The 23,545-nt window shown below is 62.1% G+C and carries 21 protein-coding genes; 5 read left to right on the top strand and 16 right to left on the bottom strand.

The window, feature by feature from the left end:
- Positions 1-107 precede the first annotated feature (107 nt).
- On the top strand, positions 108-1,664 hold the full coding sequence (gene lysS / locus SB753_RS07810; protein ID WP_131321599.1) for a lysine--tRNA ligase: 1,557 nt from the start codon (positions 108-110) through the stop codon (positions 1,662-1,664).
- Positions 1,665-1,899: 235 nt separating this feature from the next.
- Positions 1,900-2,664, top strand: a complete 765-nt coding sequence (locus tag SB753_RS07805) for a glycine zipper 2TM domain-containing protein (RefSeq protein ID WP_410799862.1) — start codon at positions 1,900-1,902, stop codon at positions 2,662-2,664.
- A 97-nt stretch (positions 2,665-2,761) separates the two neighbouring features.
- Here the strand turns inward: SB753_RS07805 and iscX are convergent, their stop codons facing one another.
- From iscX to SB753_RS07755, 10 genes are all read right to left on the bottom strand, one after another.
- A complete protein-coding gene (iscX, locus tag SB753_RS07800; protein WP_410799860.1) occupies positions 2,762-2,959 on the bottom strand; it encodes a Fe-S cluster assembly protein IscX in 198 nt (65 codons plus the stop codon).
- A 15-nt stretch (positions 2,960-2,974) separates the two neighbouring features.
- The gene (fdx, locus tag SB753_RS07795; protein WP_006051275.1) at positions 2,975-3,316 is read right to left on the bottom strand and encodes an ISC system 2Fe-2S type ferredoxin; all 342 of its coding nucleotides are present in this window, start codon (positions 3,314-3,316) and stop codon (positions 2,975-2,977) included.
- Positions 3,317-3,473: 157 nt separating this feature from the next.
- Positions 3,474-5,345, bottom strand: coding sequence for a Fe-S protein assembly chaperone HscA (gene hscA / locus SB753_RS07790; RefSeq protein ID WP_410799858.1), 1,872 nt, complete (start codon positions 5,343-5,345; stop codon positions 3,474-3,476).
- Positions 5,346-5,449: 104 nt separating this feature from the next.
- A complete protein-coding gene (gene hscB / locus SB753_RS07785; protein ID WP_020065507.1) occupies positions 5,450-5,989 on the bottom strand; it encodes a Fe-S protein assembly co-chaperone HscB in 540 nt (179 codons plus the stop codon).
- Between the two features lie 131 nt (positions 5,990-6,120).
- Positions 6,121-6,444, bottom strand: a complete 324-nt coding sequence (iscA, locus tag SB753_RS07780; RefSeq protein ID WP_020065506.1) for an iron-sulfur cluster assembly protein IscA — start codon at positions 6,442-6,444, stop codon at positions 6,121-6,123.
- A gap of 130 nt (positions 6,445-6,574) precedes the next feature.
- On the bottom strand, positions 6,575-6,988 hold the full coding sequence (gene iscU / locus SB753_RS07775) for a Fe-S cluster assembly scaffold IscU (protein ID WP_020065505.1): 414 nt from the start codon (positions 6,986-6,988) through the stop codon (positions 6,575-6,577).
- Positions 6,989-7,059: 71 nt separating this feature from the next.
- Entirely contained in the window at positions 7,060-8,283 is a 1,224-nt protein-coding gene (locus tag SB753_RS07770; RefSeq protein ID WP_020065504.1) for an IscS subfamily cysteine desulfurase, read from the bottom strand.
- Positions 8,284-8,355: 72 nt separating this feature from the next.
- Positions 8,356-8,886 carry a Fe-S cluster assembly transcriptional regulator IscR gene (iscR, locus tag SB753_RS07765; protein ID WP_006051269.1) on the bottom strand — a complete coding sequence of 177 codons (531 nt, stop codon included), beginning with the start codon at positions 8,884-8,886 and terminating at the stop codon, positions 8,356-8,358.
- A 133-nt stretch (positions 8,887-9,019) separates the two neighbouring features.
- Positions 9,020-9,517: a low molecular weight protein-tyrosine-phosphatase gene (locus SB753_RS07760; protein ID WP_214878655.1), complete on the bottom strand. Its 498-nt coding sequence runs from the start codon at positions 9,515-9,517 to the stop codon at positions 9,020-9,022.
- A 192-nt stretch (positions 9,518-9,709) separates the two neighbouring features.
- Complete coding sequence (locus tag SB753_RS07755) at positions 9,710-9,949, bottom strand: hypothetical protein (RefSeq protein ID WP_410799855.1); 240 nt, start codon at positions 9,947-9,949, stop codon at positions 9,710-9,712.
- 267 nt (positions 9,950-10,216) lie between these two features.
- Here SB753_RS07755 and SB753_RS07750 point away from each other — a divergent pair, with 267 nt between their 5' ends.
- On the top strand, positions 10,217-10,756 hold the full coding sequence (locus tag SB753_RS07750) for a hypothetical protein (RefSeq protein ID WP_410799853.1): 540 nt from the start codon (positions 10,217-10,219) through the stop codon (positions 10,754-10,756).
- A gap of 222 nt (positions 10,757-10,978) precedes the next feature.
- On the opposite strand, the gene SB753_RS07745 is transcribed toward SB753_RS07750, so the two are convergent.
- Both SB753_RS07745 and SB753_RS07740 read right to left on the bottom strand, forming a co-directional pair.
- Complete coding sequence (locus tag SB753_RS07745) at positions 10,979-12,394, bottom strand: LutB/LldF family L-lactate oxidation iron-sulfur protein (RefSeq protein ID WP_410799851.1); 1,416 nt, start codon at positions 12,392-12,394, stop codon at positions 10,979-10,981.
- A gap of 10 nt (positions 12,395-12,404) precedes the next feature.
- Complete coding sequence (locus SB753_RS07740; RefSeq protein WP_020065499.1) at positions 12,405-13,127, bottom strand: (Fe-S)-binding protein; 723 nt, start codon at positions 13,125-13,127, stop codon at positions 12,405-12,407.
- 179 nt (positions 13,128-13,306) lie between these two features.
- Here SB753_RS07740 and SB753_RS07735 point away from each other — a divergent pair, with 179 nt between their 5' ends.
- Complete coding sequence (locus SB753_RS07735) at positions 13,307-14,119, top strand: IclR family transcriptional regulator (RefSeq protein ID WP_027775436.1); 813 nt, start codon at positions 13,307-13,309, stop codon at positions 14,117-14,119.
- A 96-nt stretch (positions 14,120-14,215) separates the two neighbouring features.
- Here the strand turns inward: SB753_RS07735 and pbpG are convergent, their stop codons facing one another.
- Positions 14,216-15,397: a D-alanyl-D-alanine endopeptidase gene (gene pbpG / locus SB753_RS07730; protein WP_410799850.1), complete on the bottom strand. Its 1,182-nt coding sequence runs from the start codon at positions 15,395-15,397 to the stop codon at positions 14,216-14,218.
- A 770-nt stretch (positions 15,398-16,167) separates the two neighbouring features.
- On the opposite strand from pbpG, the gene SB753_RS07725 reads away from it, so the two are divergent.
- The gene (locus SB753_RS07725; RefSeq protein WP_020065495.1) at positions 16,168-16,740 is read left to right on the top strand and encodes a phasin family protein; all 573 of its coding nucleotides are present in this window, start codon (positions 16,168-16,170) and stop codon (positions 16,738-16,740) included.
- Between the two features lie 338 nt (positions 16,741-17,078).
- Here the strand turns inward: SB753_RS07725 and lpdA are convergent, their stop codons facing one another.
- From lpdA to aceE, 3 genes are all read right to left on the bottom strand, one after another.
- Positions 17,079-18,872 (bottom strand): dihydrolipoyl dehydrogenase, encoded by a 1,794-nt coding sequence (gene lpdA, locus SB753_RS07720; protein WP_410799848.1) that lies wholly within the window; start codon positions 18,870-18,872, stop codon positions 17,079-17,081.
- Positions 18,873-19,081: 209 nt separating this feature from the next.
- Positions 19,082-20,752, bottom strand: a complete 1,671-nt coding sequence (gene aceF / locus SB753_RS07715) for a dihydrolipoyllysine-residue acetyltransferase (protein ID WP_410799846.1) — start codon at positions 20,750-20,752, stop codon at positions 19,082-19,084.
- 85 nt (positions 20,753-20,837) lie between these two features.
- Positions 20,838-23,534 carry a pyruvate dehydrogenase (acetyl-transferring), homodimeric type gene (gene aceE / locus SB753_RS07710; protein WP_204520533.1) on the bottom strand — a complete coding sequence of 899 codons (2,697 nt, stop codon included), beginning with the start codon at positions 23,532-23,534 and terminating at the stop codon, positions 20,838-20,840.
- Positions 23,535-23,545: the final 11 nt, after the last annotated feature.

Here is a 23,545-nt window from a genome sequence, read left to right as displayed (position 1 = left end):
GGTCTGTCACCAACTGGCTGTCCGCAAGCCGGCCGCCGAATGCGGACCACCGATTGCGGACCACCGAATCCGGACCACCGATTGCGGACCACGAATACCAAACCATCATGAACGAACCGATCCAGCCTAATACGGCCCAGCCCGATGTGGCCCAGCCGAGCGTCGTGCCCGAGGTGGACGACAACAAGATCATCGCCGAACGCCGTGAAAAGCTGCGCGAGGTGCGTGAGCAAGGTGTCGCCTATCCGAACGATTTCCGTCCCACGCATCATGCGGAAGATCTGCAGTCGCAGTTCGAGCACACCGACAAGGAAGCGCTTGAGGCAAACCCGCTCGAAGTCGCGATTGCCGGCCGCATGATGCTCAAGCGCGTGATGGGCAAGGCGAGCTTTGCGACCGTGCGCGACGGCTCGGGGCAGATCCAGTTTTTCATCACACCGGCCGACGTCGGTCAGCAAACGTACGACGCCTTCAAGAAGTGGGACATGGGCGACATCGTCGCGGCGCGCGGCGTGCTGTTTCGCACCAACAAGGGCGAGCTTTCCGTGCGCTGTACGGAACTGCGCCTGCTGTCGAAGTCGCTGCGTCCGCTGCCGGACAAGTTCCACGGCTTGTCGGACCAGGAGATGAAGTATCGCCAGCGCTACGTCGATCTGATCGTCACGCCGGAAACGCGCAAGACGTTCGTCGCGCGTACGAAGGCAATCTCGTCGATCCGCAAATTCATGGCCGACGCCGACTTCATGGAAGTCGAAACGCCCATGCTCCACCCTATTCCCGGCGGTGCGGCGGCCAAGCCGTTCACGACGCATCACAACGCGCTCGACATGCAGATGTTCCTGCGCATCGCGCCTGAGCTGTATCTGAAGCGGCTGGTGGTGGGCGGCTTCGAGCGCGTGTTCGAGATCAACCGTAACTTCCGCAATGAGGGCGTCTCCGTGCGCCACAACCCGGAATTCACGATGATCGAGTTCTACGCGGCGTACACCGATTACAAGTGGCTGATGGACTTCACCGAGCAGTTGATCCGCCAGGCCGCGATCGACGCATTGGGCACCGCGACGATCACGTATCAAGGGCGCGAACTCGATCTGGCGAAGCCGTTCCACCGTTTGACGATCACTCAGGCTATCCAGAAGTACGCACCGCAATACACGAACGAGCAGCTAGCCGACAGCGCGTTCCTGCGCACGGAGCTGAAGAAGTTCGGCGTGGACGCGTCGCAGCCGCAGTTCCTGAACGCGGGCGTGGGCTCGCTGCAACTCGCGCTGTTCGAAGAGACCGCCGAGTCGCAACTGTGGGAGCCGACGTACATCATCGACTATCCGATCGAGGTGTCGCCGCTCGCGCGCGCATCGGACAAGGTGGAAGGCATCACCGAGCGTTTCGAGCTGTTCATTACCGGTCGCGAAATCGCCAATGGCTTTTCAGAATTGAACGATCCGGAAGATCAGGCGGCTCGCTTCAAGAAGCAGGTCGACCAGAAAGACGCCGGCGACGAAGAAGCCATGTTCTACGACGCCGACTATATCCGCGCGCTCGAATACGGCATGCCGCCAGCGGGTGGCTGCGGTATCGGCATCGACCGTCTGGTCATGATGCTCACTGACAGCCCGAGCATCCGCGACGTGATTCTGTTCCCGCACCTGCGTCGCGAAGACTGAGCATTACGCGCTTTGCCTTGAAAACGCCCGGCTTCGATGCCGGGCGTTTTGTTTTGTACGGAACGCCGAACACTGGCTGGACCATTCGGGCGTGTAACCATTGGTAAAAGCGCCCTTGCGTACGCGGGCGAAAGCGCGATTTTGGTCAAATCGTTACAATTGGAAACGTCAGGTGGATCGATTTCGCGGAGACTTGGTCTCACTACAAGTCACTCTGCCAAAGACGGAGGCGAAAATGGAAAGACCCAACACGCAACCTGCTACACCGGTCACGCAGAACTCGGCACCGCCGACATCCCAGCGGCGGCTCCATCCGCTCGTCGCGACCGCTGCGGGCGCTGTGATTATCGCGAGCCTCGTCGCGACGGCGGCGATGACGGGCATGTTCCCCAAGGCGTCCAGCACCGGCGAGCCCACCAGTCAGACGCAAGCGGCGCAGGTCTTGCCGCAAAACGGCCAGCCAGCCGTGGTCGATTCGGCGGCGCCGGCCAACCCGTCGGCGCAGCAGAGTTCCGGTCAGATCGCCCAGCAAGCCGCGCAGCAGCAACCCGTACCGCAGCCGGAACGCGCGCCGGCACCGGTTCCCTCGCAGCAACAGTACGCACAACAGCAACAGGCACAGCCCGCGCCGCAATTTGCTCAGCACCAGCCGACGCAACCGGCCTACTGCGCGAGTTGCGGCACTGTCGTGGCCATTTCCGAAGCGCGGCAGGAAGGTCATGGAACCGGCATTGGCGCCGTCGGCGGCGCGGTGGCGGGCGGCGTGGTCGGCAATCAGTTCGGCAGCGGCAACGGGCGCACCGCGATGACACTGCTCGGCGCGCTCGGCGGCGGCCTTGCGGGCAATTCAGTCGAAAAACATATTCGCAGCACGACGTCCTATTCGGTGCGGGTGCGAATGGAAAATGGCAAGACGCGCTACTTCACGTATCACGAAGCGCCGCCCTTCCAGCAGGGACAACGCGTTCGCGTGCAGAACGGTACGCTGGTGGCGGACTGACGCCGCGCATCGGATCTAACGTGCATAAAAAAGGCGATTCCAATGGAATCGCCTTTTTCTTTACCGCAGCCGCATCAGCGCAAGCCGCTTCGCAAACTCAGTAATCCGCGTCTTGAATCCATGCAGCCTGGATCGCCTCGAGGATTTTTTCGTTCGACCGGTTGGGATCGTCGTCGAATCCTTCCAGTTCGGTGACCCAGCGGTGCAGGTCGGTGAAGCGCACTTGCTGCGGATCGACGTCCTGATGCTTATCGGTCAGGGCCATCGCGATGTCTTGCGTATCGGTCCACTTCATGGCTGCGTCCTCCTGTTAGTGATTTTCCTTCGCGTGATTGATCGAGTAACGCGGGATTTCGACGACCAGGTCCTGCTCGGCCGGCACAATCGCCTGGCACGACAGACGCGAAGCCGGCTCGAGCCCCCACGCCTTGTCCAACAGATCGTCCTCGTCTTCCTCGGACGGCGTCAAGGCGGCGAAACCCTCACGCACGATCACGTGACAGGTCGTGCACGCGCACGACTTCTCGCAGGCATGCTCGATTTCGATTCCGTTATCGAGCAGGTTGTCGCAAATGCTCTTGCCGGGCACGGCTTCGATCACCGCGCCTTCCGGGCACAGTTCGACGTGAGGCAGCACAACGATTTGAGGCATACATTTTCCGTTTGGGTCTGAGGCGCGGCCTCAACCGGGTCCGCGCCATTTTACTGGCGACACGCGAAGTTTTTAAGTCCGCGCGACGCGCTTCAGTTCTTGCGGCGACGCCGCTTGCCGACACTTGCCGACGCTGTCAAAGCAGCCGGCGCGAGCTTCAGATCTCGTCGAGCTTGCGGCCGGCCAGCGCGCGACGAATGCCCTTGTTCATGCGGCGGGCAGCGAATTCGTCGGTGCCCTCGGCAAGCCTTTTGGTGGCCGCTTCGATCGCGTCGACGTCGTCGCTCCCGGCGACATTGCGCAGGCCGGTCAGCAGCGCGTCGAGTTCCGCGCGCTCGCTGTCGTCGAGCAGTTCGGCGTCGGCGGCGAGCGCCGCGTCGGTCGCTTCGACGAGACGCCGTGCTTCGACCTGCGCCTCGCGCAGCGCGCGGGCGCGCATGTCGACTTCAGCGGTGGAGAAGCTGTCTTCCAGCATTCTGGCGATGTCGTTGTCGGCGAGACCGTAGGACGGCTTCACGACCACCGACGCCTCCACGCCCGAGCCCAGTTCGCGCGCAAACACGGACAACAGGCCGTCCGCGTCCACCTGATACGTCACGCGGATGCGCGCCGCGCCGGCCGCCATCGGCGGAATGCCGCGCAGCTCGAAACGCGCGAGCGAGCGGCAGTCGCTGACGAGCTCGCGCTCGCCTTGCACGACGTGGATCGCCATTGCCGTCTGGCCGTCCTTGAACGTGGTGAAATCCTGCGCGCGCGCGACCGGAATCGTCGAATTACGCGGGATGATCTTTTCGGTCAGACCGCCCATTGTCTCGACGCCGAGCGACAGCGGAATCACGTCGAGCAACAACCAGTCGTCGCCGTCCGCGCCGCGGTTACCGGCGAGCAGGTCAGCCTGGATTGCGGCGCCCAGCGCGACGACCTGGTCGGGATCGAGATTGGTGAGCGGCGGCTGGCCGAAGAACGATTCGACCGCGCGGCGAATCACCGGCATGCGTGTCGCACCGCCCACCAGGACGACGCCCTTGATCTCTTTGGTCGTAACCTTGGCGTCGCGCAACGCTTTCTTCGTCGGGCCGAGCGTGCGTTGCACGAGCGCCTGAGTGATGGCCTCGAAAGTGGCCTCGTCGATCGTCAGATCGATCCTGGTGCCGTTGGAAAGCGTCACGGCGAGGGTTGCCTCAGGCGCGTCCGACAACGCCTCCTTGGTCGTGCGAACGCTGTCGAGCAGCAGCCGCACGTCTTCGGGCGCGAGCGCTTTCGGCGCGATGCCGGCCTGCTCCAGTACATGGCGATACAGCGCGTGGTCGAAATCGTCGCCGCCGAGCGCCGAGTCGCCGCCCGCCGCGAGCACTTCGAATACGCCTTTCGTGAGCTTGAGAATCGACAGGTCGAAGGTGCCGCCGCCGAGGTCGTAGACGGCGTACAAGCCTTCCGAGCCGTTGTCGAGGCCGTAGGCAATCGCGGCCGCGGTCGGCTCGTTCAACAGGCGCAGCACGTTCAGGCCCGCCAGACGCGCGGCGTCCTTGGTCGCCTGGCGTTGGGCTTCGTCGAAGTAAGCGGGCACCGTGATCACTGCGCCGACCAGTTCGTCGCCAAGCGTGTCTTCGGCGCGCTGGCGCAGCGTCGCGAGAATCTCCGCCGATACCTCGACCGGGCTCTTCACACCGTCGACGGTACGGATCTGCACCATGCCGGGCGCGTCGATGAAATCGTAGGGCGCGTTTTCGGCACCTTCCACTTCCGCCTTGCCGCGTCCCATGAAACGCTTGACTGAGACGATCGTGTTGCGCGGATCGGTCGCCGCCTCGGCCTTGGCCGCGCGGCCGATGCGGCGGCCGCCCTTTTCCAGGTAGCGCACGACGGAGGGCAGCAGCACGTGGCCGTCTTCGTCGGGCAGCACATCGGGCACGCCGCTGCGCACGGCGGCGACGAGGGAATTGGTCGTGCCGAGGTCGATACCGACCGCCAGACGCCGCTGATGGGGCGCCGGCGCCATGCCGGGTTCGGAGATTTGCAGTAAGGCCATCTGGATCTTCTCGGAGCCGTCAGACTCCGTCCTGAAATTGCGTTGCTGGATGTAATGCCAATGCCGCTTTGCATCGCTGCGATGCGATGCTGCAAACGAGCCGCCTAATCCTCGAGCCGCTCGATCTGCGTGCCGATTTCCGCGGCCACCCGTTCGATAAACATCAACTGCCGCACCGCCTCGCCCGCCGCCTGATTTGCGCCGCTGTCGAGCAATGCGCCGAGCTTCTCGAAACGGATGCGTTCCTCGTCGCGCAATTCCGTGAGCAACGCGTCGAGCGCGTCGACGTTCTTGGCCGCGGCGGCGTCTTCAATGCCTTCGCGCCACTCCATCTGCTGCATCAGAAACGCCGGCTCCATGGCGGTGTTGTCGTGCGCGCCGACGTCGATGCCACGCAGATGCAACAGGTAGGTCGCGCGCTTTAGCGGATCGCGAAGCGTTTGATACGCCTCGTTCGTGCGCGTGGCCCATTGCATCGCGATGCGCTTCTGTGCGTCGCCGGCCGCCGCGAAGCGGTCCGGATGCACTTGCGCCTGCACCGTGCGATACGCGTGATCGAGCGCAGCCGGATCGAGCGCGAATTGCGCAGGAAGACCAAACAGGTCGAAGTGGCTATCGTTCAGCGAGACGTTCAGCGAAACCATCGAATCAAAAAATTCCGTCGAGAAAAGTGCATTGGAGCGGAGGTCGCCGGGCTGCCTCACGCGAAATCGCGGAGCAAACTAAAAAGGCGGCCCGCGCCGCCTTTGGTCCGCTGCACGCGGAAGTTTTCGAGTTACACGCGGAACGACTCGCCGCAGCCGCACTCGTCTTTCACATTCGGGTTATTGAACTTGAAGCCTTCGTTCAGCCCTTCGCGCGCGAAATCGAGTTCGGTTCCGTCGATATAGGCAAGGCTTTTCGGGTCGACAATGATCTTCACGCCATTGCACTCGAACACCTCGTCTTCGGGCGCGAGTTCGTCCACATACTCGAGCTTGTAAGCCAAGCCGGAGCAACCTGTGGTGCGCACGCCGAGACGCAGGCCCACGCCTTTACCGCGACGGGTCAGATACTTCTGGACGTGCTGTGCTGCCTTCTGGGTCAACGTAATTGCCATAGCGTTTCTCATTGCGCGGTGCGTGCCGACACACCGCTACCCTGCCTGCATCAAATGTCGCTCATGCCTGACGGCGCGTGTTGCCGCGCCGCCCGCTTCCTTTCACCCGGTCGTTCCCGAACCAGAAGCCTCAAGCGTGCTGCTTGTCGCTTTCTTCGACCGCTGCGCCGTGACGTTGCTTGTAGTCGGCGACCGCAGCCTTGATCGCGTCTTCCGCGAGAATCGAGCAGTGGATCTTTACCGGCGGCAACGCGAGTTCTTCCGCGATCTGCGTGTTCTTGATCGACATAGCCTGATCGAGCGTCTTGCCCTTCACCCATTCGGTGACGAGCGAGCTCGATGCGATCGCCGAACCGCAGCCGTACGTCTTGAACTTCGCGTCTTCGATGATGCCGTCTGCGCCCACGCGGATCTGCAGCTTCATGACGTCGCCGCAAGCAGGCGCGCCGACCATGCCGGTGCCGACCGTGTCGTCGTCTTTCGCAAACGAGCCGACGTTGCGCGGGTTTTCGTAGTGATCCAGAACCTTGTCGCTATAAGCCATGATTACACTCCTTAATTCGTTTCAATCTGCCAATCGGATAACAGCGCGATCCATTTCGACCAGCCGGCGCGTCAGTGCGCCGCCCACTGGATGGTCGAAATGTCGATGCCGTCCTGATGCATTTCCCACAGCGGCGACAGATCGCGCAGCTTCGAAATCTTCGTCTTCAGCAGATTGATCACGTAGTCGACGTCCTGCTCGGTCGTGAAGCGGCCCACCGTGAAGCGGATCGAGCTGTGCGCGAGTTCGTCGTTACGGCCGAGCGCGCGCAGCACATACGACGGTTCCAGCGAAGCCGATGTACACGCCGAGCCCGACGACACCGCCACGTCCTTCACCGCCATGATCAGCGATTCGCCTTCGACGAAATTGAAGCTGATGTTCAGGTTGTGCGGCACACGCTTTTCCATGTCGCCGTTCACATACACTTCTTCGATTTCCGACAGGCCGCGCAGCAAGCGGTCGCGCAGCATGCGAATGCGCTCGTTCTCCGTTGCCATTTCTTCCCGCGCAAGCCGGAATGCTTCGCCCATGCCGACGATCTGGTGCGTGGCCAGCGTGCCCGAACGCATGCCGCGCTCGTGACCGCCGCCGTGCATTTGCGCTTCAATACGCACACGCGGTTTGCGGCGCACGTACAACGCGCCAATGCCCTTCGGGCCATAAGTCTTGTGCGCCGAGAACGACATGAGGTCGACCTTCAGCTTTTGCAGATCGATCTCGATCTTGCCGGTGGCTTGCGCCGCGTCCACGTGAAAAATGATGCCTTTTTCACGGGTGATCTCGCCGATTGCCTCGATGTCCTGAATCACGCCGATCTCGTTGTTCACGGACATGATCGACACGAGAATCGTGTCCGGGCGAATCGCCGCCTTGAACTTTTCGAGGTCGATCAGACCGTCGTCCTTCACATCCAGATACGTGACTTCGAAGCCTTCGCGCTCGAGTTCGCGGCAGGTGTCGAGCACGGCCTTGTGCTCGGTCTTCACCGTGATGATGTGCTTGCCTTTGCTCTTGTAGAAGTGCGCTGCACCCTTGATCGCGAGGTTGTCCGACTCGGTTGCGCCCGAGGTCCAGATGATTTCGCGCGGGTCGGCGTTGACGAGCGCCGCGACGTTCTCGCGCGCTTCTTCGACTGCACGCTCCGCCGTCCAGCCATACGAGTGGCTGCGCGATGCGGGGTTACCGAACTGCTCGCGCAGATACGGAATCATCTTGTCCACCACGCGCGGGTCGACCGGGGTCGTGGCGCTGTAGTCCATGTAAATGGGCAGGTGGGGAATGTCGTTGTTCATCTATCGCTCCGGGGACGTCGTGTGCTCTGGCTTCTGAATTCGCTATGGGCTGCGGTGATGTCGTGCCGCGCCTCAGGAACCGGCCATGTTGAAAACGGAATTGGGCCCTTTTGGCGCCACGCGCACCGGCTCGACCGCCGGCGCCTCGCTGCGCCTATCGCGCAGGACGGCCGGGGCGCCTTCGCGCGAACGCTGCTGATCCACCAGATCTTTCAGGGAGACCGAATCCAGGTACTCGACCATTTTCTGGTTCAGCGTGGACCACAGCTCGTGGGTCATGCAGTGACCGTCGTGCTGTTTCGTGCCCTCGCACGAGCCCTTGCCGCCGCATTGCGTAGCGTCGAGCGGCTCGTCCACCGCGATGATGATGTCGGCTACGGTCACGTCTTCAGCACGGCGGGCAAGGTTATAGCCGCCGCCCGGTCCGCGCACGGACTCGACGATTTCATGGCGACGCAGCTTGCCAAAGAGCTGCTCGAGGTATGACAGGGAGATATGCTGGCGCTGGCTGATACCCGCAAGCGTCACCGGGCCCTGCTCCTGGCGCAACGCCAGGTCAATCATCGCCGTGACGGCGAAACGGCCTTTCGTGGTGAGTCTCATATGTATGGGGAACCGCTATTCTCGACAAGTTTTGTCAAGTATAAATACATGAGCGATTTAGTCAAGTATCCCTATCGCAATTTGGGTCATTCGCTTAATTGTCAGCGCGCCTCGCAGCCGACCGCCGGTGGATCTAGCCGATCAATTGGGGACGCAGCGCCGCGATAAGGCCTCGGCACGCCGCCTCGCATTGATCGAGAACCTGCTCGAAGCCTTCTGCGCCGCCGAAATACGGATCGACAACTTCGCGTGCGCCGCCCCAGCGCGCGTCGGTTTCAGGCACGAACTCCATCAGCAGACGGATCTTGTCGCGCTGATCCGGCGGGCAGACCTGGCGCAGCGCGGCCACGTTCTTATCGTCCATTGCGATCAGAAGATCGAAGCGATCGAAGTCGATTCCGGCGATCTGCCGACCGCGCAACGCGGCGAGATCGTAGCCCCGGCCACGGGCAGCGTGCTGCGCGCGCTCGTCCGGTGGCTGGCCGATGTGCCAATCGCCTGTTCCTGCCGAGTCGATCAGGATGCGCTCGCCAAGCTTCGCTTCTTCGACGAGACGGCGCATCACGCCTTCCGCGGTGGGAGAACGACAGATGTTGCCGAGGCAGACAAAGCAGATAGACACAGTTTTCATCAGCGGCTTCTTCTGACGCTTCACAGCGCACTAGTAGTACAACTCCGCGGCAACGGCACCGGCCCGCAAAACGTCGTCCACGCGGGCTTAGGAGATGAAACGCGACGCCTACCGCACGGTGCCGCGATTATACAAAGCCCCGCCGAATCTCGCCCGCAGCCTAACGCTCGATCCGGCTGGTCGCTCGCCAGTTCAGGATGCCTGTGGCAGCGGCGACGCCGTGACGGCGCGCAACGGCTTGGCCGGCAACGAAGATGCATCGTCGATCATGCCGTACGAGACGGCGCGCGCGAGTTCCGCAGTCAGTTGCTCAGCGGCAAGGGGCGCCTGCGAGGCACGCGAAGCCATGTCACCGCAGATTTGCATATACGCCAACCCCGCCAGCGCGAGGACGAGTGCGAGAGGCCAATACACCGCTATTTTCTTTTTCATGATGTCGTTCTTCCTAAGTGGCTCGCGAGTTCAATGCTCACTATGCCCATCACGAATCCTATAGAAAGAGGCAATCGAGAAAAACCCGCCGTCGCGCGATACAGCGTTGCGTGTAATGGAACAGTGCAACGACGTGACTACTGGCAGCGCCATACGCCGTCGCGCCTGGCACGGAACTTAACTCCTTACAAAAGCATACAAAGCTGGCGAGACAGACGGTCATAATTGCGGTCTCATAGACATGAAACCTCTTAGCTCGGGCTTGAAATGAAACGCTTTGCACCCCTCGGCGCTGTCGCCGTTGCCGCCCTTCTGGGCGGCTGCGCCGTGTATCCGGACGGCACTCCGATGTACAGCAACGGCTACAGCACCTACGACGGTTACGATGGCTACGGCGCGCCTGTCCCGCCACAGACCAACGTCTACATGGGTTACAGCAACTACTACGGCCCCGGTTATTACGACGGCCCCGGGCGCTACTACGGGCCGGGACCGGGATATCGCGGTTATCCGGGACGTCCGTACCACGACGGCGACAACGGCAATCACGGCGGCAATGGCAATCACGGCGGCAACGGTGGATGGCACGGCCAGCCCGGCGGCGCATCGCCGCCCCAAGGGGCGGCCGCCGGTCCGCGTGGACCGAGTGGGTCGAATGCGCCGCGCCCGGTCGCCGCGCCTCCGCCGCCGGCACCGGCGCAACAGGCAGGGGGAGGAGGCGGAGGTGGAGGCGGCCATGGCAACGGCGGCCGAGCGGGCGAGGGAGGAGTTCCGAGTCACCGGTCGAGCGGGATGACAGAGCACTAAATGGCGTTTGACCGCCTCGGCGATCTGCAAGAAGCACGTACAGCGTACCTGGCAGGGACCTCGGCGCACGCGGATTCGCTTTCGCGCAGTTGACACAAGCTTGCGGGAGCGCGCGCCTCGCTGAGTCAGTGACTCACTGACTCACTGACTCAGCGACTACGGCCACGATGGCTGCGCCCCGTTACCCGCGTTACAGCGGGACGCGAAGCGTGCTCACCACAATTAGCCGATATGACTGCGCTGCGCGGCGTACAACTCCCGGAATGTGCGCCCCACCGGTGCAGGCATGTCACGGGTGTCGGTCCAGCCGGCGCCGGCTAACGGCAACTTGGCGATCGACCGATTGCTTCCGCCGAGGCGCTCTAGCACGCGCACGGCGAGCTTCGTGACAAGCGCATACATACCTGGATGCAGCGCCATAAAGCCCCACACAGCCAAGCCGGCGCGTTCCTTCCATGGACGCAGTCGCCGCTCCACCTGCTTCTCCCGCAGCTTTCGCAACAGATCGGACAAAGGAATCCCAACCGGGCACACGCTGTTGCACTCGCCACATAGCGTGGCGGCCTGCGGCAGATCCAGCGCCTTGTCGAGGCCGACGTAGCTCGGCGTCAGCACCGAGCCCATAGGTCCGGGATACACCCAGCCATACGCATGTCCGCCCACCTTTTGATACACCGGACAATGGTTCATGCACGCGCCGCAGCGAATACAGCGAAGCATCTCCTGAAAATCGCCGCCGATCAGCCCCGTACGCCCGCCATCGACGAGCACTACATACATGTGCTCCGGCCCGTCCTGATCGCCCTCGCCTCGCGGTCCGGTCAGGAGCGAAAAGTAATTCGACGTGGTCTGGCCGGTCGCCGAGCGCGGCAGCAGACGCATGGCCGTGGCGAGGTCTTCGAGCGTAGGCAATACCTTCTCGATGCCGGTCACGGCCACATGCACGCGGGGCATGACGGTGCACATGCCTTCGTTGCCCTCGTTCGTGACGAGCACGACCGAGCCGGTTTCCGCGATCACGAAATTGCCGCCCGTCACGCCCATGTCCGCGCTCATGAAATGCGGACGCAGCACCTGCCGTGCTTCGAGCGTCATGTCGGGAATTTCGGTGAGGCGCGGCCGGCCATGTGTTTTGGCGAAGAGGTCGGCGATCTCGTCTTTATCCTTATGCACGACCGGCGCGATGATGTGGCTCGGTGGCTCGTTGCCGTTGATCTGCAGAATGTATTCGCCGAGATCGGTTTCAATGGACTGGACGCCCATTTGCCCGAGCACTTCATTCAGGCGCATTTCTTCGGTGACCATCGACTTCGTCTTGATCACCTTCTTCACATCGTGCCGGCGTGCAATGTCGCCGACGAGCCTCGCCGCCTCCTGAGTGGTCTCCGCGAAAAGCACCGTGACGCCGCGCCGGGTCGCCTCCCGCTCGAAGGTTTCCAGCCACACGTCGAGGTTTTCGAGCGCGCGATTGCGACGTTCCTTGAGCGCCGCGCGCGTGGCGGCGAAGTCGATTGCCGTCATCGCGACGGCGCGGGCGGAAACGAACTTGGTGGACAGCTTGGTCAGGTTCTGCTGCAACCGCTGGTCCGCGAGTTTCTGACCGGCGCGCGCCTTGAACTGCATGGACTGGACTTGCATGGCGATCCCCTTAAACGTCCCCGGCCAGCACTTGCGCGATGTGCAGCACGCGCGTCGCGGTATCGCCGGTACGCCTTAAACGCCCTTCAATATTGAGCATGCAGCCCAGGTCGCCGAGCACGACCGTGCCTGCACCGCTGTCGCGAATATTCGCGCATTTTTCGTCGACGATTGCAGTGGAAATGTCGCCGTACTTGACCGCAAACGTGCCGCCGAAGCCGCAGCAGTGCTCGCAGCCCTTCATTTCCGTCACCGCCACGCCCACCTGTGCGAGGAGCTCGCGCGGCTGCGCCTTGACGCCAAGCTCGCGCAGCCCGGAGCACGAGTCGTGATACGTAACCGGCCCTCCGAACTCGCCCGGCTGCAATTGCACGTGGGCGACATTCACGAGGAAATCGGTGAGCTCGAAGACCTTGGCGCGCAGCCGGCCGAAGCGGTTCATCAGTTCGGGATCGTCGGCGAAGAGGTCGCCGTAATGCGTGCGGATCATGCCGCCACACGAGCCCGAGGGCACCACCACGTAATCGAACTGTTCGAACTCCCGCAAGGTCTTTTCGGCGAGATCGCGGGCGATACGGCGCTCGCCCGAGTTGTACGCGGGCTGCCCGCAGCATGTCTGCGCCGGTGGGACTACGACTTCAAAACCGGCGCCCTCGATCAGCTTGATAACCGAAAAACCGATTTCGGGCCGCATCAGGTCGATGAGGCAGGTGACGAACAATCCGACTCGCATGAGCCCTCCTCCGGGAAAACGTCCCTGATTATCCGCTGTTTGGCGGACAATACCAACGCTCGGAAGGTGTAGGACGAAGGCCTCGCCGAATTCGAAGAGGTCTTCCAAGTGCGTTCGCTTTTTTCACGATACGAGATACAATCAATTTCCGCTGTTTGACGCGTCAACTGATTCTTCTTATGAGCGACACGAACCCGGATCCCAAAACTTCGATCCAGGTGATCGAACGCATGATGCGCCTGCTCGACGCACTCGCCGCGCATAGCGACCCGGTCAGCCTGAAAGAACTCGCCATCCGCACGCAGCTGCATCCGTCCACCGCGCATCGCATCCTGAACGACATGGTGATGTGCCGGCTGGTCGATCGGTCCGATCCCGGCACTTACCGGCTCGGCATGCGCCTGCTCGAACTCGGCAACCTGGTGAAAGCGCGCCTGTCGGTGCGCGACGCGGCGCTCACGCCGATGCGCGAACTGCATCGCGAGACGGGCCAGACGGTGAACCTGTCGGTGCGTCAGGGCGACGAGATCGTCTACATCGAACGCGCGTATTCGGAGCGTTCGGGTATGCAGGTGGTGCGGGCCATTGGCGGACGCGCGCCGCTGCATCTCACCTCGGTGGGCAAACTTTTTCTCGCCGCCGACGAATCGACGCGCGTGCGCGCCTACGCGACGCGCACGGGCCTGTCCGGTCACACGCAGAACAGCATCACCGATCTCGCCAAGCTCGAGCGCGAACTGTCGCACGTACGCCAGCAGGCTTGCGCGCGCGATAACGAAGAACTCGAACTCGGCGTGCGCTGCATCGCCGCGGGTATCTACGACGATACGGGCAAGCTGGTCGCTGGCTTGTCGTTGTCCGCTCCGGCCGATCGCCTGCAGGATTCCTGGCTCGGCCAACTCAGCCAGACCGCGCTCGTGATTTCCGAGGCGCTCGGGTATCGGCCGCAAGCTTCCCAAGGTCATAACCACCATCCGGGCTCGCACGCGTAACGCGAAAACCGTCCGTCGAATGAAAAAAGCCCCGCAGAAGTGCGGGGCTTTTTAACTTCAAGCGGCTGGCCGGCAAGCCGGCCGTGCGCGAACAGCTCAGGTGCCGGGACCGCTGGCGTCTGCGCTCGTGATACGCGCCTGGTCGCCGCCGTTGTCGAGCCACGTGCGCAGCCGCGTCGCATCGGCGAAACGCGAATACTTGCCCGACGAATCGAGCAGCACCAGCACCATCGGACGGCCATGAATGTTGGCTTGCATCACGAGGCATTCGCCTGCTTCGTTGATGAAACCCGTCTTCTGGAGACCGATGTCCCAGGTCGGGTTACGCACGAGTGCGTTAGTGCTGTTGTAGGCCAGCGTGCGCTTGCCGGTGTAGACCTCATAACTGTGATCCGTTGAGAACCTGCGGATCAGCGGATATTGATAGGCCGCGTTGACCATCTTCACGAGATCGCGCGCGCTCGACACATTCTGGCTCGTCAAACCCGTCGGATTTTCGAAGTGCGTGTCGGTCATGCCGAGTTGCCGCGCCTTTGCGTTCATGGCCGCGAGAAACGCCGGGCGGCCACCGGGGAAGTAGCGCGAAAGCGCTGCAGCCGCGCGGTTTTCCGACGCCATCAGCGCAATGTGCAGCATGTCTTCGCGCGAGAGCACCGAGCCCACGGACAGGCGCGAGCCAGTGTTTTTCTCGTAATCGCGGTCTTCGTCCGTGACTTCGAGCTGATCGGTCATCGGTTCTTTCGAATCGAGCACCACCATAGCCGTCATCAGCTTGGTGATGGACGCGATCGGCACCACGGCGCGCGAATTCTTGTCGAAGAGCGGCTCGCCCGTGTTCTGATCGACCACGTACGCGACGCTCGAGCGCAGCATCAGCGCGTCCGGCGTTTCGTGCAGGCCGAACGCCTGGCCAACGGTAGGCTGCCGCGGCTCATATGCGACGCGCCGCACTACGGAGCGATGACGTCCGCTCGACGTATAAGTCACACGCTTGCGCTTGACGCTCGCGCGGGGCGCGTCGTCGTCGACGGCTGCGGTCTTCGCCACTGCGGCTTTGCCCGCTTTAGCCGCCTTGCTGGACACCTTGGCGGTGGCGGCCGGCTTGGTCGCGGCTTTCGCGTGTTTCGAGGTTTTTGCAGATGCAGCTGGCGTAGCGGCAAAAGTGCTCACCGGGGCGCCAAGCGCGGCCGCGAGGACCATGGAGGCGGCCACCGACAGCGCGGTGCTGCGCGCCGCGCCGTGGATCACTTTTAGCGACGAAAACATGTCGGTTTTCATGGGTGTTCTATGAGGAGCGGCGAGAGATTTCCGCAAGTGTAGTAAAACAACGAAAATTTAGCAATTTGAAGCACTTATGGGCGCTCCTTAAACCGGCTTGTAAGCTCCGATCGCAAAAATACAAATAAGTGCCGCGCCTCGATCGAAAAAAACGATCGGGACGCCGAGCCCCGCCATCGCCGTTACGCTCAAAAAGGGCGTGATCCTTCAAGCATAACGGCAATTTCGAGACAACCTTGATGAGGGGAAACACGAGCGTCGCGCAACCAGCGCCGCAACGCCTCGCGCGACGCTTTGGATGCGAGGCGCCTGCGCGATGTTAAGTGTCCGCTGCAAATCGAAAGACGCGCATTCGACCAGCATCAACGATTAACGTTCCGTGACACTTTATGGTTTACATCGATTCGCTTGCGCGGCGATATTTTGTTAAATGACAACCCTGCGCTCCACCCGCTTTGCGACGCACAACTAGCGCGTAAAAGCGGGCATTTTCCGGAACTAACTACCGAAAAATCGCCGCACCAGCTCAGTGCAACGGTCAATTCGACCGCGTCACGTGCTTGTCATGCCAAGCGCATAAGCTATTGTTTTCTAAGTGGTTTCTTAAAATTGTGCAATGCACAAAAACCGCTTGACATTCGCTGGCGGCATCTTAAAATAGGATCCATTGCTGCGATGCACAATTCATCGCGGTCCGGGCAGACGAATCTGCGTCTCGCCACCACCCAATGCGGTCTGCAAAGATGGGCCGCGATCCAGGAGCGTAAACCATGACTTTGCTGACCCCCGAGCAATTCGCTGCAGCCCAGAAAGCTAATTTCGAAACGCTGTTCGGCCTGACGACCAAGGCATTCGAAGGCGTCGAAAAGCTGGTTGAACTGAACCTGCAAGTCGTGAAATCGACGCTCGCGGAAAGCCAGGAAAATGCCCAACGCGCGCTGTCCGTCAAAGACGCGCAAGAACTGCTGGCACTGCAAGCAAGCCTCGCACAGCCGGTCGCTGAAAAGGCGCTGTCGTATGGCCGTCACGTGTACGAAATCGTCTCGGCAACGCAAGGCGAGTTCGCCCGCGTAGCCGAAGCGCAATTCGAAGAGCAGAACCGCAAGGTTCAGTCGCTCGTCGAAAACGTCGCGCGCAACGCACCGGCCGGTTCGGAAACCGCCGTCGCCGTGATCAAGTCGGCCATCACCGCCGCCAACACCACGTACGAAACGGTTCACAAGGCCACGAAGCAAGCTGTTGAAATCGCCGAAAGCAACTTCAACGCAGCCGCTACGGCCGCGTCGAAGGCAGCTTCGCAAGCCGCAGCGCAAGCATCGCGCTCGGCCAAGAAGCCGGTCTAACGTTCAGGCCTCGCTCCTCGGGCTTGCCCGGAGCGTGACTTGAAGGCGTTATTTGCGCCGGCCCAGCTCACCGCTGCGCCGGCGCTTCTGCAAGCAACAGCGTCGTGCCGTTGCCGCTCACACGGTTTCAATTGGCCGAACGCTCCGATACGTTGATTGACGTATCGTTTGCCCGGCGAAGCGCCGGGATTTTTTTGCGCGGCGTAAGCACCCCGCTGGGGTGCGATCCGGCAGCAAACCTATCTCGCTCGCTGTTCCAAATGAAAACGGCGCGCCCCGCAAAGGGCGCGCCGTTTTTCGTTGGCACGATCCGCACGAATGCGGATGTACCGTGCGTATCACTTCTTTTTCTGCGGCGGCAAGTCCGTACACACGCCTTCGTAGAGTTCGGCGGCCATGCCGATCGATTCGCCGAGCGTGGGATGCGGGTGAATCGTCTTGCCGATGTCGGTGGCATCCGCGCCCATTTCGATCGCGAGGCACACCTCGCTGATCAGGTCGCCTGCATTCAGACCGACAATTCCGCCGCCGATCACGCGGTGCGTTTCCTCATCGAACAGCAGCTTCGTGAAGCCCTCGTCGCGTCCGTTGGCAATCGCGCGGCCCGAAGCGGCCCACGGGAATACTGCCTTGCCGTACTTGACGCCTTCGGCCTTCAACTGGTCTTCCGTCTTGCCGGCCCAAGCGACTTCCGGGTCGGTGTACGCCACCGAAGGAATCTGCAGCGCGTCGAAGTACGCCTTCTCGCCATGAGCCGCTTCGGCAGCAACGTGGCCTTCGTGCACGGCTTTATGCGCGAGCATCGGCTGGCCGACGATATCGCCGATTGCGAAGATGTGCGGCACATTCGTGCGCATCTGCTTGTCCACGTCGATGAAACCGCGGTCCGTTACCGTCACGCCCGCCTTGTCCGCGCCGATCTTCTTGCCATTCGGCGAGCGGCCGACTGCCACCAGCACCAGGTCGTAGCGCTGGGCTTCGGCCGGAGCCTTCTCGCCTTCGAACGACACGTAGATGCCGTCGTCTTTGGCCTCTGCCGCGGTGGTTTTGGTCTTCAGCATGACGTTCGCAAAACGCTTGCTGTTGTACTTCTCCCAGACCTTGACGAGATCGCGGTCGGCGCCTGCCATCAGACCGTCGAGCATTTCGACGACGTCGATCTTCGCGCCGAGCGTGGCGTACACGGTTGCCATTTCCAGGCCGATGATGCCGCCGCCGATCACCAGCATCCGCTGCGGAATTTGGCGCAGTTCGAGCGCGCCGGTCGAATCCACCACGCGCGGATCTTCCGGAATGAACGGCAGCTTCACCGCTTCAGAGCCCGCAGCGATGATCGCCTGCTTGAACTTCACGACCTTCTTGCCGCCTTCGGTCTGCACTTCCATGTGATTCGGATCGACAAAAGAGCCGGTCCCCGTCACGACTTCGACCTTGCGCATCTTGGCCATGCCAGCGAGACCGCCCGTCAACTTTTTGACGACGCCCGACTTGAAGTCGCGCAGCTTGTCCAGATCGATCTGCGGCTTTGCGAACGTGATGCCATGAGCGCCGAGCGCTTCGGCTTCGTCGATCACGAGCGCGGTGTGCAGCAGCGCTTTGGACGGAATACAGCCGACGTTCAGACAAACCCCGCCAAGCGTTGCGTAACGCTCGACCAGCACTGTCTTCATGCCGAGGTCGGCCGACCGGAACGCGGCGGAATAGCCGCCAGGGCCCGAGCCGAGCACGAGCATGTCGCATTCGATGTCCGCGCTGCCGGAGAAGCTACCGGCTTGCGGCGCGGGCGCGGCGGCTTGAGGCTTCGCCGCGTCGGCCTGAGGTTTCGCTTCAGCCGGCGCTTTCTCGGGTTCCTTGGCCGGAGCCTTAGGCGCATCTTTCGCGGGCGCCGCGTCCGCCAACGTTTCGACGAGCGCGATGATCGTGCCTTGCGAAACTTTGTCGCCAGCCTTGACGCGGACTTCCTTGACGGTACCGGCTGTGTCGCTCGGCACTTCAATGGAAGCCTTGTCGGACTCGAGCGTCATCAGCGCCTGTTCGTTCTCGATGACGTCGCCAGGTTTGATGTTGACTTCGATGACATCGACGTCTTTGAAGTCACCGATATCCGGCACTTTTACTTCGACGAGACTCATAGTGTCCCCTTCTCTTATTGACTGTGATGAACGAGGAACCTGCACCGTCAGGCGAAAACGCGCCATTCGTCTGGCTGCTTTTCTCTGGAATACGAAGGAAAGCAGGCGCCGCCCTGCACAAGGGCGACGCTAAATTCACCGACGAGAGAGCAGGTTCTACAGGGAGACGCGGATCAAAGAAAAAACCAGCGCCCCGCGCAACATCACAATCAAAGAATCACACGCCGGAAATCGGCAAGAAGCGCCCCAAGATACGCATTGAAGCGCGCAGCTTCGGCCCCATCGATCACGCGGTGGTCGTAAGACAGCGACAGCGGCAGCATCAGCTTAGGTACGAACTGCTTGCCGTCCCACACCGGCTTCATCGCGCCACGCGACAAGCCGAGAATCGCGACTTCGGGCGCGTTGATGATCGGCGTGAAGTTCGTGCCGCCAATACCGCCCAGCGACGAGATCGAGAAGCATCCGCCTTGCATCTGGTCCGGCTTCAGCTTGCCTTCGCGCGCCGCCTTCGACAGGTCGGTCATTTCCTTTGCGATTTCGACGAGACCCTTCTTGTCCGCGTCGCGAATCACCGGAACCACGAGACCGTTCGGCGTATCGGCAGCAAAACCCACGTGGTAATACTGCTTGAACACGAGGTTGTCGCCGTCGAGGCTCGCGTTGAACGTCGGGAATTTCTTCAGCGCCGACACGACGGCCTTGATCACGAACGCCAGCATCGTGATCTTCACGCCGGCCTTTTCGTTTTCCTTGTTCAACTGCACGCGCAGCGCTTCCAGTTCGGTGATGTCCGCTTCGTCGTTGTTCGTGACGTGCGGAATCATGACCCAGTTGCGATGCAGGTTCGCACCGGAAATCTTCTTGATGCGTGAGAGCGGCTTCGGGTCGACCGGACCGAACTTCGTGAAGTCGACCTTCGGCCACGGCAGCAGATTCAACTCGCCGCCGCCGGCAGCCGCGGGCGCGGCTGCACCGGCCGGCGCTGCGCGCTGGCCCGTCATGACGCCCTTGATGAACGCGGTCACGTCAGCTTGCGTAATGCGGCCTTTCGGACCCGTGCCCTGCACCTGCGTCACATCCACACCGAGTTCGCGCGCGAACTTGCGCACCGACGGCGAAGCGTGGCTCGGATGCCGTGCGCCCCCCTCGCCGGCCGGAATCACCGGCGCTTGCGCGAGTGCGGACGGCGAAGCCGGAGCGGGCGACGGCGTAACCGGCGCGTCCGACGGCTTTTCGGTTTGCTGCTTCGGTGCTGCTGCGGGTGCCGGAGCGGGTGCCGCGGCGGCGCCTTCGGCTTCCACCACGACGATGACCGAGCCTTCGGAGACGGTATCGCCGACCTTGACCTTCACTTCCTTGACGACACCAGCGGCCGAGCTGGGCACGTCCATCGTCGCCTTGTCGGATTCGAGCGTGACGAGCGACTGCTCTTTCTCGACGCGATCGCCGACCTTCACCGCGACTTCGATCACGGGAATGTCTTTGTAGTCGCCGATATCGGGCACCTTGACATCCTGCAGGCCGCCGCCGGTTGCAGCGGGCGCTGCGGCCGGTGCAGGTGCGGGCGCAGGTGCGGGCGCAGGAGCAGCAGCGGGGGCAGGCGCAGCAGCGGGCGCCGGAGCAGCCGCGCCACCTTCGGCGCCGTCCAGCACGACGATCAGCGAACCTTCCGACACGTTGTCGCCGACCTTGACCTTTACTTCCTTGACGACGCCGGCGGCCGAACTCGGCACGTCCATGGTCGCCTTGTCGGACTCCAGCGTGACGAGCGATTGCTCTTTTTCGACGGTATCACCCGCCTTGACCAGCACCTCGATCACAGGAATGTCCTTGTAATCGCCGATGTCCGGCACCTTGACTTCGATCGCTTGACTCATTGTTAGTGTCTCCTGGGCCGCGCACGCACCTGCCCCTGACGATCAGGAACAGGCGCGCACGCCGTGGCACACGGGGAATGATGCCTTAGACGGTCATCGGGTTGGGTTTGGCGGGATCAAGGTTGTATTTCTTGAGCGCCTCGGCGACGACCTTACGTTCGATCGTGCCCTCGTCTGCCAGTGCGTTCAACGCGGCCACCGTGACCCAGTAGCGGTCGACTTCGAAGAAGTGGCGCAGCTTCTCGCGCGTGTCCGAACGGCCGTAACCGTCCGTGCCCAGCACGACGAAACGTTGCGGCACGAATGCGCGAATCTGCTCGGTCAGCGCGCGCACGTAGTCGGTGGAGGCAATCACCGGACCAGGCGCGTCCTTCAGGAGCTTCTCGACGTGCGAGACTTTCTTCTCTTCGGTCGGATGCAGCAGGTTCCAGCGCTGCACTTCGTGGCCTTCGCGCGCGAGTTCGGTGAAGCTCGGCACGCTCCACAGATCGGCGGCGACGCCCCAGTCGTTCTTCAGCAGGTCGGCGGCGGCGATCACTTCGTTGAAGATCGTGCCCGCGCCCATCAGCTGCACGCGCGGCGCCTTGCTGTCGGCATCGGCCTTGCGGAACGCGTACATGCCCTTGATGATGTCAGCCGCTACGCTCTCGCCCTGCGGGATCGCCGGGTGCTCGTAGTTCTCGTTCATCACCGTGATGTAGTAGTACACGTCTTCCTGATCAGCGACCATGCGGCGCAGGCCGTCCTGCATGATGACCGCGAGTTCGTAACCGAACGTCGGGTCGTAGCTGATGCAGTTCGGCACCGAAGCGGCCCACAGCAGCGAGTGGCCGTCTTCGTGTTGCAAACCTTCGCCGTTCAACGTCGTGCGGCCCGCGGTTCCGCCCAGCAGGAAGCCGCGCGAGCGCATGTCGCCCGCGGCCCATGCGAGATCGCCGATGCGCTGGAAGCCGAACATCGAATAGAAGATGTAGAACGGGATCATAATCTCGCCGTGCGTCGAGTACGACGTCGCGGCTGCGATCCAGTCCGACATGCCGCCGGCTTCGTTGATACCTTCCTGCAGAATCTGACCGGTTTCCGACTCGCGGTAGAACATCAGCTGGTCGGAATCTTCCGGAATGTACTTCTGGCCATCCTGATTCCAGATACCGATCTGACGGAACAGACCTTCCATACCGAACGTACGCGACTCGTCGGGCACGATCGGCACGATGCGTTTGCCGAGCGCCTTGTCCTTGAGCAGGATGTTGAGAATGCGCACGAACGCCATCGTCGTGGAAATCTCGCGGCCTTCGCCCGTGCCCTTCAGCAGCGGCTCGAATGCCGACAGGTCCGGCACCGGCAGCGATTCGGCCTTCTGACGGCGCGCCGGCAGATAACCGCCGAGTTCCTGACGGCGGGCACGCATGTACTCGAGTTCCTTCGAACCTTCTTCGAACTTGAGGTACGGAACGTTCACCAGGTCTTCGTCGGCGATCGGCAGACGGAACTGGTCGCGGAATTTCTTCAGTTGCTCCACCTGCATTTTCTTCTGCTGGTGGGTGATGTTCATGGCCTGGCCGGCTTCGCCCATGCCGTAGCCCTTGATCGTCTTCGCAAGAATGACGGTCGGCTGGCCTTTCGTCTGGGTGGCTTCGGAAAACGCCGCGTAAATCTTGTGCGGGTCATGGCCGCCGCGGTTCAGATTCCACACGTCTTCGTCCGACCAGTCGGCGACCAGCGCCTTCAGTTCCGGCGTATTGAAGAAGTGCTCCCGAACGAACGCGCCCGACTCCGACTTGTACGTCTGATATTCGCCGTCCACGACTTCCATCATGCGGCGCATCAGCGCGCCCGACTTGTCGCGCTGGAACAGTGCGTCCCAACGGCTGCCCCACACGACCTTGATGACGTTCCAGCCCGCGCCGCGGAATTCGCTTTCCAGTTCCTGGATGATCTTGCCGTTACCGCGAACCGGACCGTCGAGGCGCTGCAGGTTGCAGTTGATCACGAACACGAGGTTGTCGAGCCGTTCGCGGCCGGCCATGCCGATCGCGCCGAGCGATTCCGGTTCGTCCGTTTCGCCGTCGCCGAGGAAAGCCCACACCTTGCGGCCTTCGGTCTTCGCGATGCCGCGCGCCTGCATGTACTTCATGAAGCGCGCCTGGTAGATCGCCATGATCGGGCCAAGGCCCATCGAAACGGTCGGGAATTGCCAGAAATCCGGCATCAGCCACGGGTGCGGATACGACGAGATGCCCTCGCCGCCCACTTCCTGGCGGAAGTTGTCGAGCTGCTGTTCGGTCAGACGGCCGAGCAGGAACGCGCGCGAGTACACACCCGGCGACGAGTGGCCCTGCACGAACACGAGATCGCCGCCGTGTTCGGGGGACGGCGCATGCCAGAAATGGTTGAAGCCGACGTCATACAGCGTGGCCGCCGACGCGAACGACGCGATGTGGCCGCCGACATTGGTGTCCTTGCCGGCGCGCAGCACCATGGCAATGGCGTTCCAGCGCGTGTACGAACGGATGCGGTGTTCGATGTCCTGGTCGCCGGGAATCTTCGCCTGACGCGTGACCGGAATCGTGTTGATGTACGGGGTGTTGGCGGAGAACGGCAGATGTTCGCCATGCACGCGGGCAAACTCGATCTGCTTCTCGATCAGGTAGTGGGCACGGTCGGGGCCAACAGCAGAAATCACGCCATCCAGCGCTTCGAGCCATTCGCCGGTTTCCTGGGGATCGTCGTCTTTCTCAGCGGCGACATATTTCATGACTTCGTCGGGTACAGCGGACATGCTCGTCTCCT

The organism is Paraburkholderia sp. SIMBA_053, assembly GCF_046534895.1.
In the GTDB taxonomy this organism is placed as follows: Bacteria; Pseudomonadota; Gammaproteobacteria; order Burkholderiales; family Burkholderiaceae; genus Paraburkholderia; species Paraburkholderia caledonica.
This window is presented reverse-complemented; position numbering and strand designations above follow the sequence as displayed.

Excerpts from the sequence above, each read along its gene's own strand:
- lysS (WP_131321599.1), top strand. The coding sequence starts at position 108 with ATGAACGAACCGATCCAGCCTAATACGGCCCAGCCCGATGTGGCCCAG.
- SB753_RS07805 (WP_410799862.1), top strand. The coding sequence starts at position 1,900 with ATGGAAAGACCCAACACGCAACCTGCTACACCGGTCACGCAGAACTCG.
- iscX (WP_410799860.1), bottom strand. The coding sequence starts at position 2,959 with ATGAAGTGGACCGATACGCAAGACATCGCGATGGCCCTGACCGATAAG.
- fdx (WP_006051275.1), bottom strand. The coding sequence starts at position 3,316 with ATGCCTCAAATCGTTGTGCTGCCTCACGTCGAACTGTGCCCGGAAGGC.
- hscA (WP_410799858.1), bottom strand. The coding sequence starts at position 5,345 with ATGGCCTTACTGCAAATCTCCGAACCCGGCATGGCGCCGGCGCCCCAT.
- hscB (WP_020065507.1), bottom strand. The coding sequence starts at position 5,989 with ATGGTTTCGCTGAACGTCTCGCTGAACGATAGCCACTTCGACCTGTTT.
- iscA (WP_020065506.1), bottom strand. The coding sequence starts at position 6,444 with ATGGCAATTACGTTGACCCAGAAGGCAGCACAGCACGTCCAGAAGTAT.
- iscU (WP_020065505.1), bottom strand. The coding sequence starts at position 6,988 with ATGGCTTATAGCGACAAGGTTCTGGATCACTACGAAAACCCGCGCAAC.
- SB753_RS07770 (WP_020065504.1), bottom strand. The coding sequence starts at position 8,283 with ATGAACAACGACATTCCCCACCTGCCCATTTACATGGACTACAGCGCC.
- iscR (WP_006051269.1), bottom strand. The coding sequence starts at position 8,886 with ATGAGACTCACCACGAAAGGCCGTTTCGCCGTCACGGCGATGATTGAC.
- SB753_RS07760 (WP_214878655.1), bottom strand. The coding sequence starts at position 9,517 with ATGAAAACTGTGTCTATCTGCTTTGTCTGCCTCGGCAACATCTGTCGT.
- SB753_RS07755 (WP_410799855.1), bottom strand. The coding sequence starts at position 9,949 with ATGAAAAAGAAAATAGCGGTGTATTGGCCTCTCGCACTCGTCCTCGCG.
- SB753_RS07750 (WP_410799853.1), top strand. The coding sequence starts at position 10,217 with ATGAAACGCTTTGCACCCCTCGGCGCTGTCGCCGTTGCCGCCCTTCTG.
- SB753_RS07745 (WP_410799851.1), bottom strand. The coding sequence starts at position 12,394 with ATGCAAGTCCAGTCCATGCAGTTCAAGGCGCGCGCCGGTCAGAAACTC.
- SB753_RS07740 (WP_020065499.1), bottom strand. The coding sequence starts at position 13,127 with ATGCGAGTCGGATTGTTCGTCACCTGCCTCATCGACCTGATGCGGCCC.
- SB753_RS07735 (WP_027775436.1), top strand. The coding sequence starts at position 13,307 with ATGAGCGACACGAACCCGGATCCCAAAACTTCGATCCAGGTGATCGAA.
- pbpG (WP_410799850.1), bottom strand. The coding sequence starts at position 15,397 with ATGAAAACCGACATGTTTTCGTCGCTAAAAGTGATCCACGGCGCGGCG.
- SB753_RS07725 (WP_020065495.1), top strand. The coding sequence starts at position 16,168 with ATGACTTTGCTGACCCCCGAGCAATTCGCTGCAGCCCAGAAAGCTAAT.
- lpdA (WP_410799848.1), bottom strand. The coding sequence starts at position 18,872 with ATGAGTCTCGTCGAAGTAAAAGTGCCGGATATCGGTGACTTCAAAGAC.
- aceF (WP_410799846.1), bottom strand. The coding sequence starts at position 20,752 with ATGAGTCAAGCGATCGAAGTCAAGGTGCCGGACATCGGCGATTACAAG.
- aceE (WP_204520533.1), bottom strand. The coding sequence starts at position 23,534 with ATGTCCGCTGTACCCGACGAAGTCATGAAATATGTCGCCGCTGAGAAA.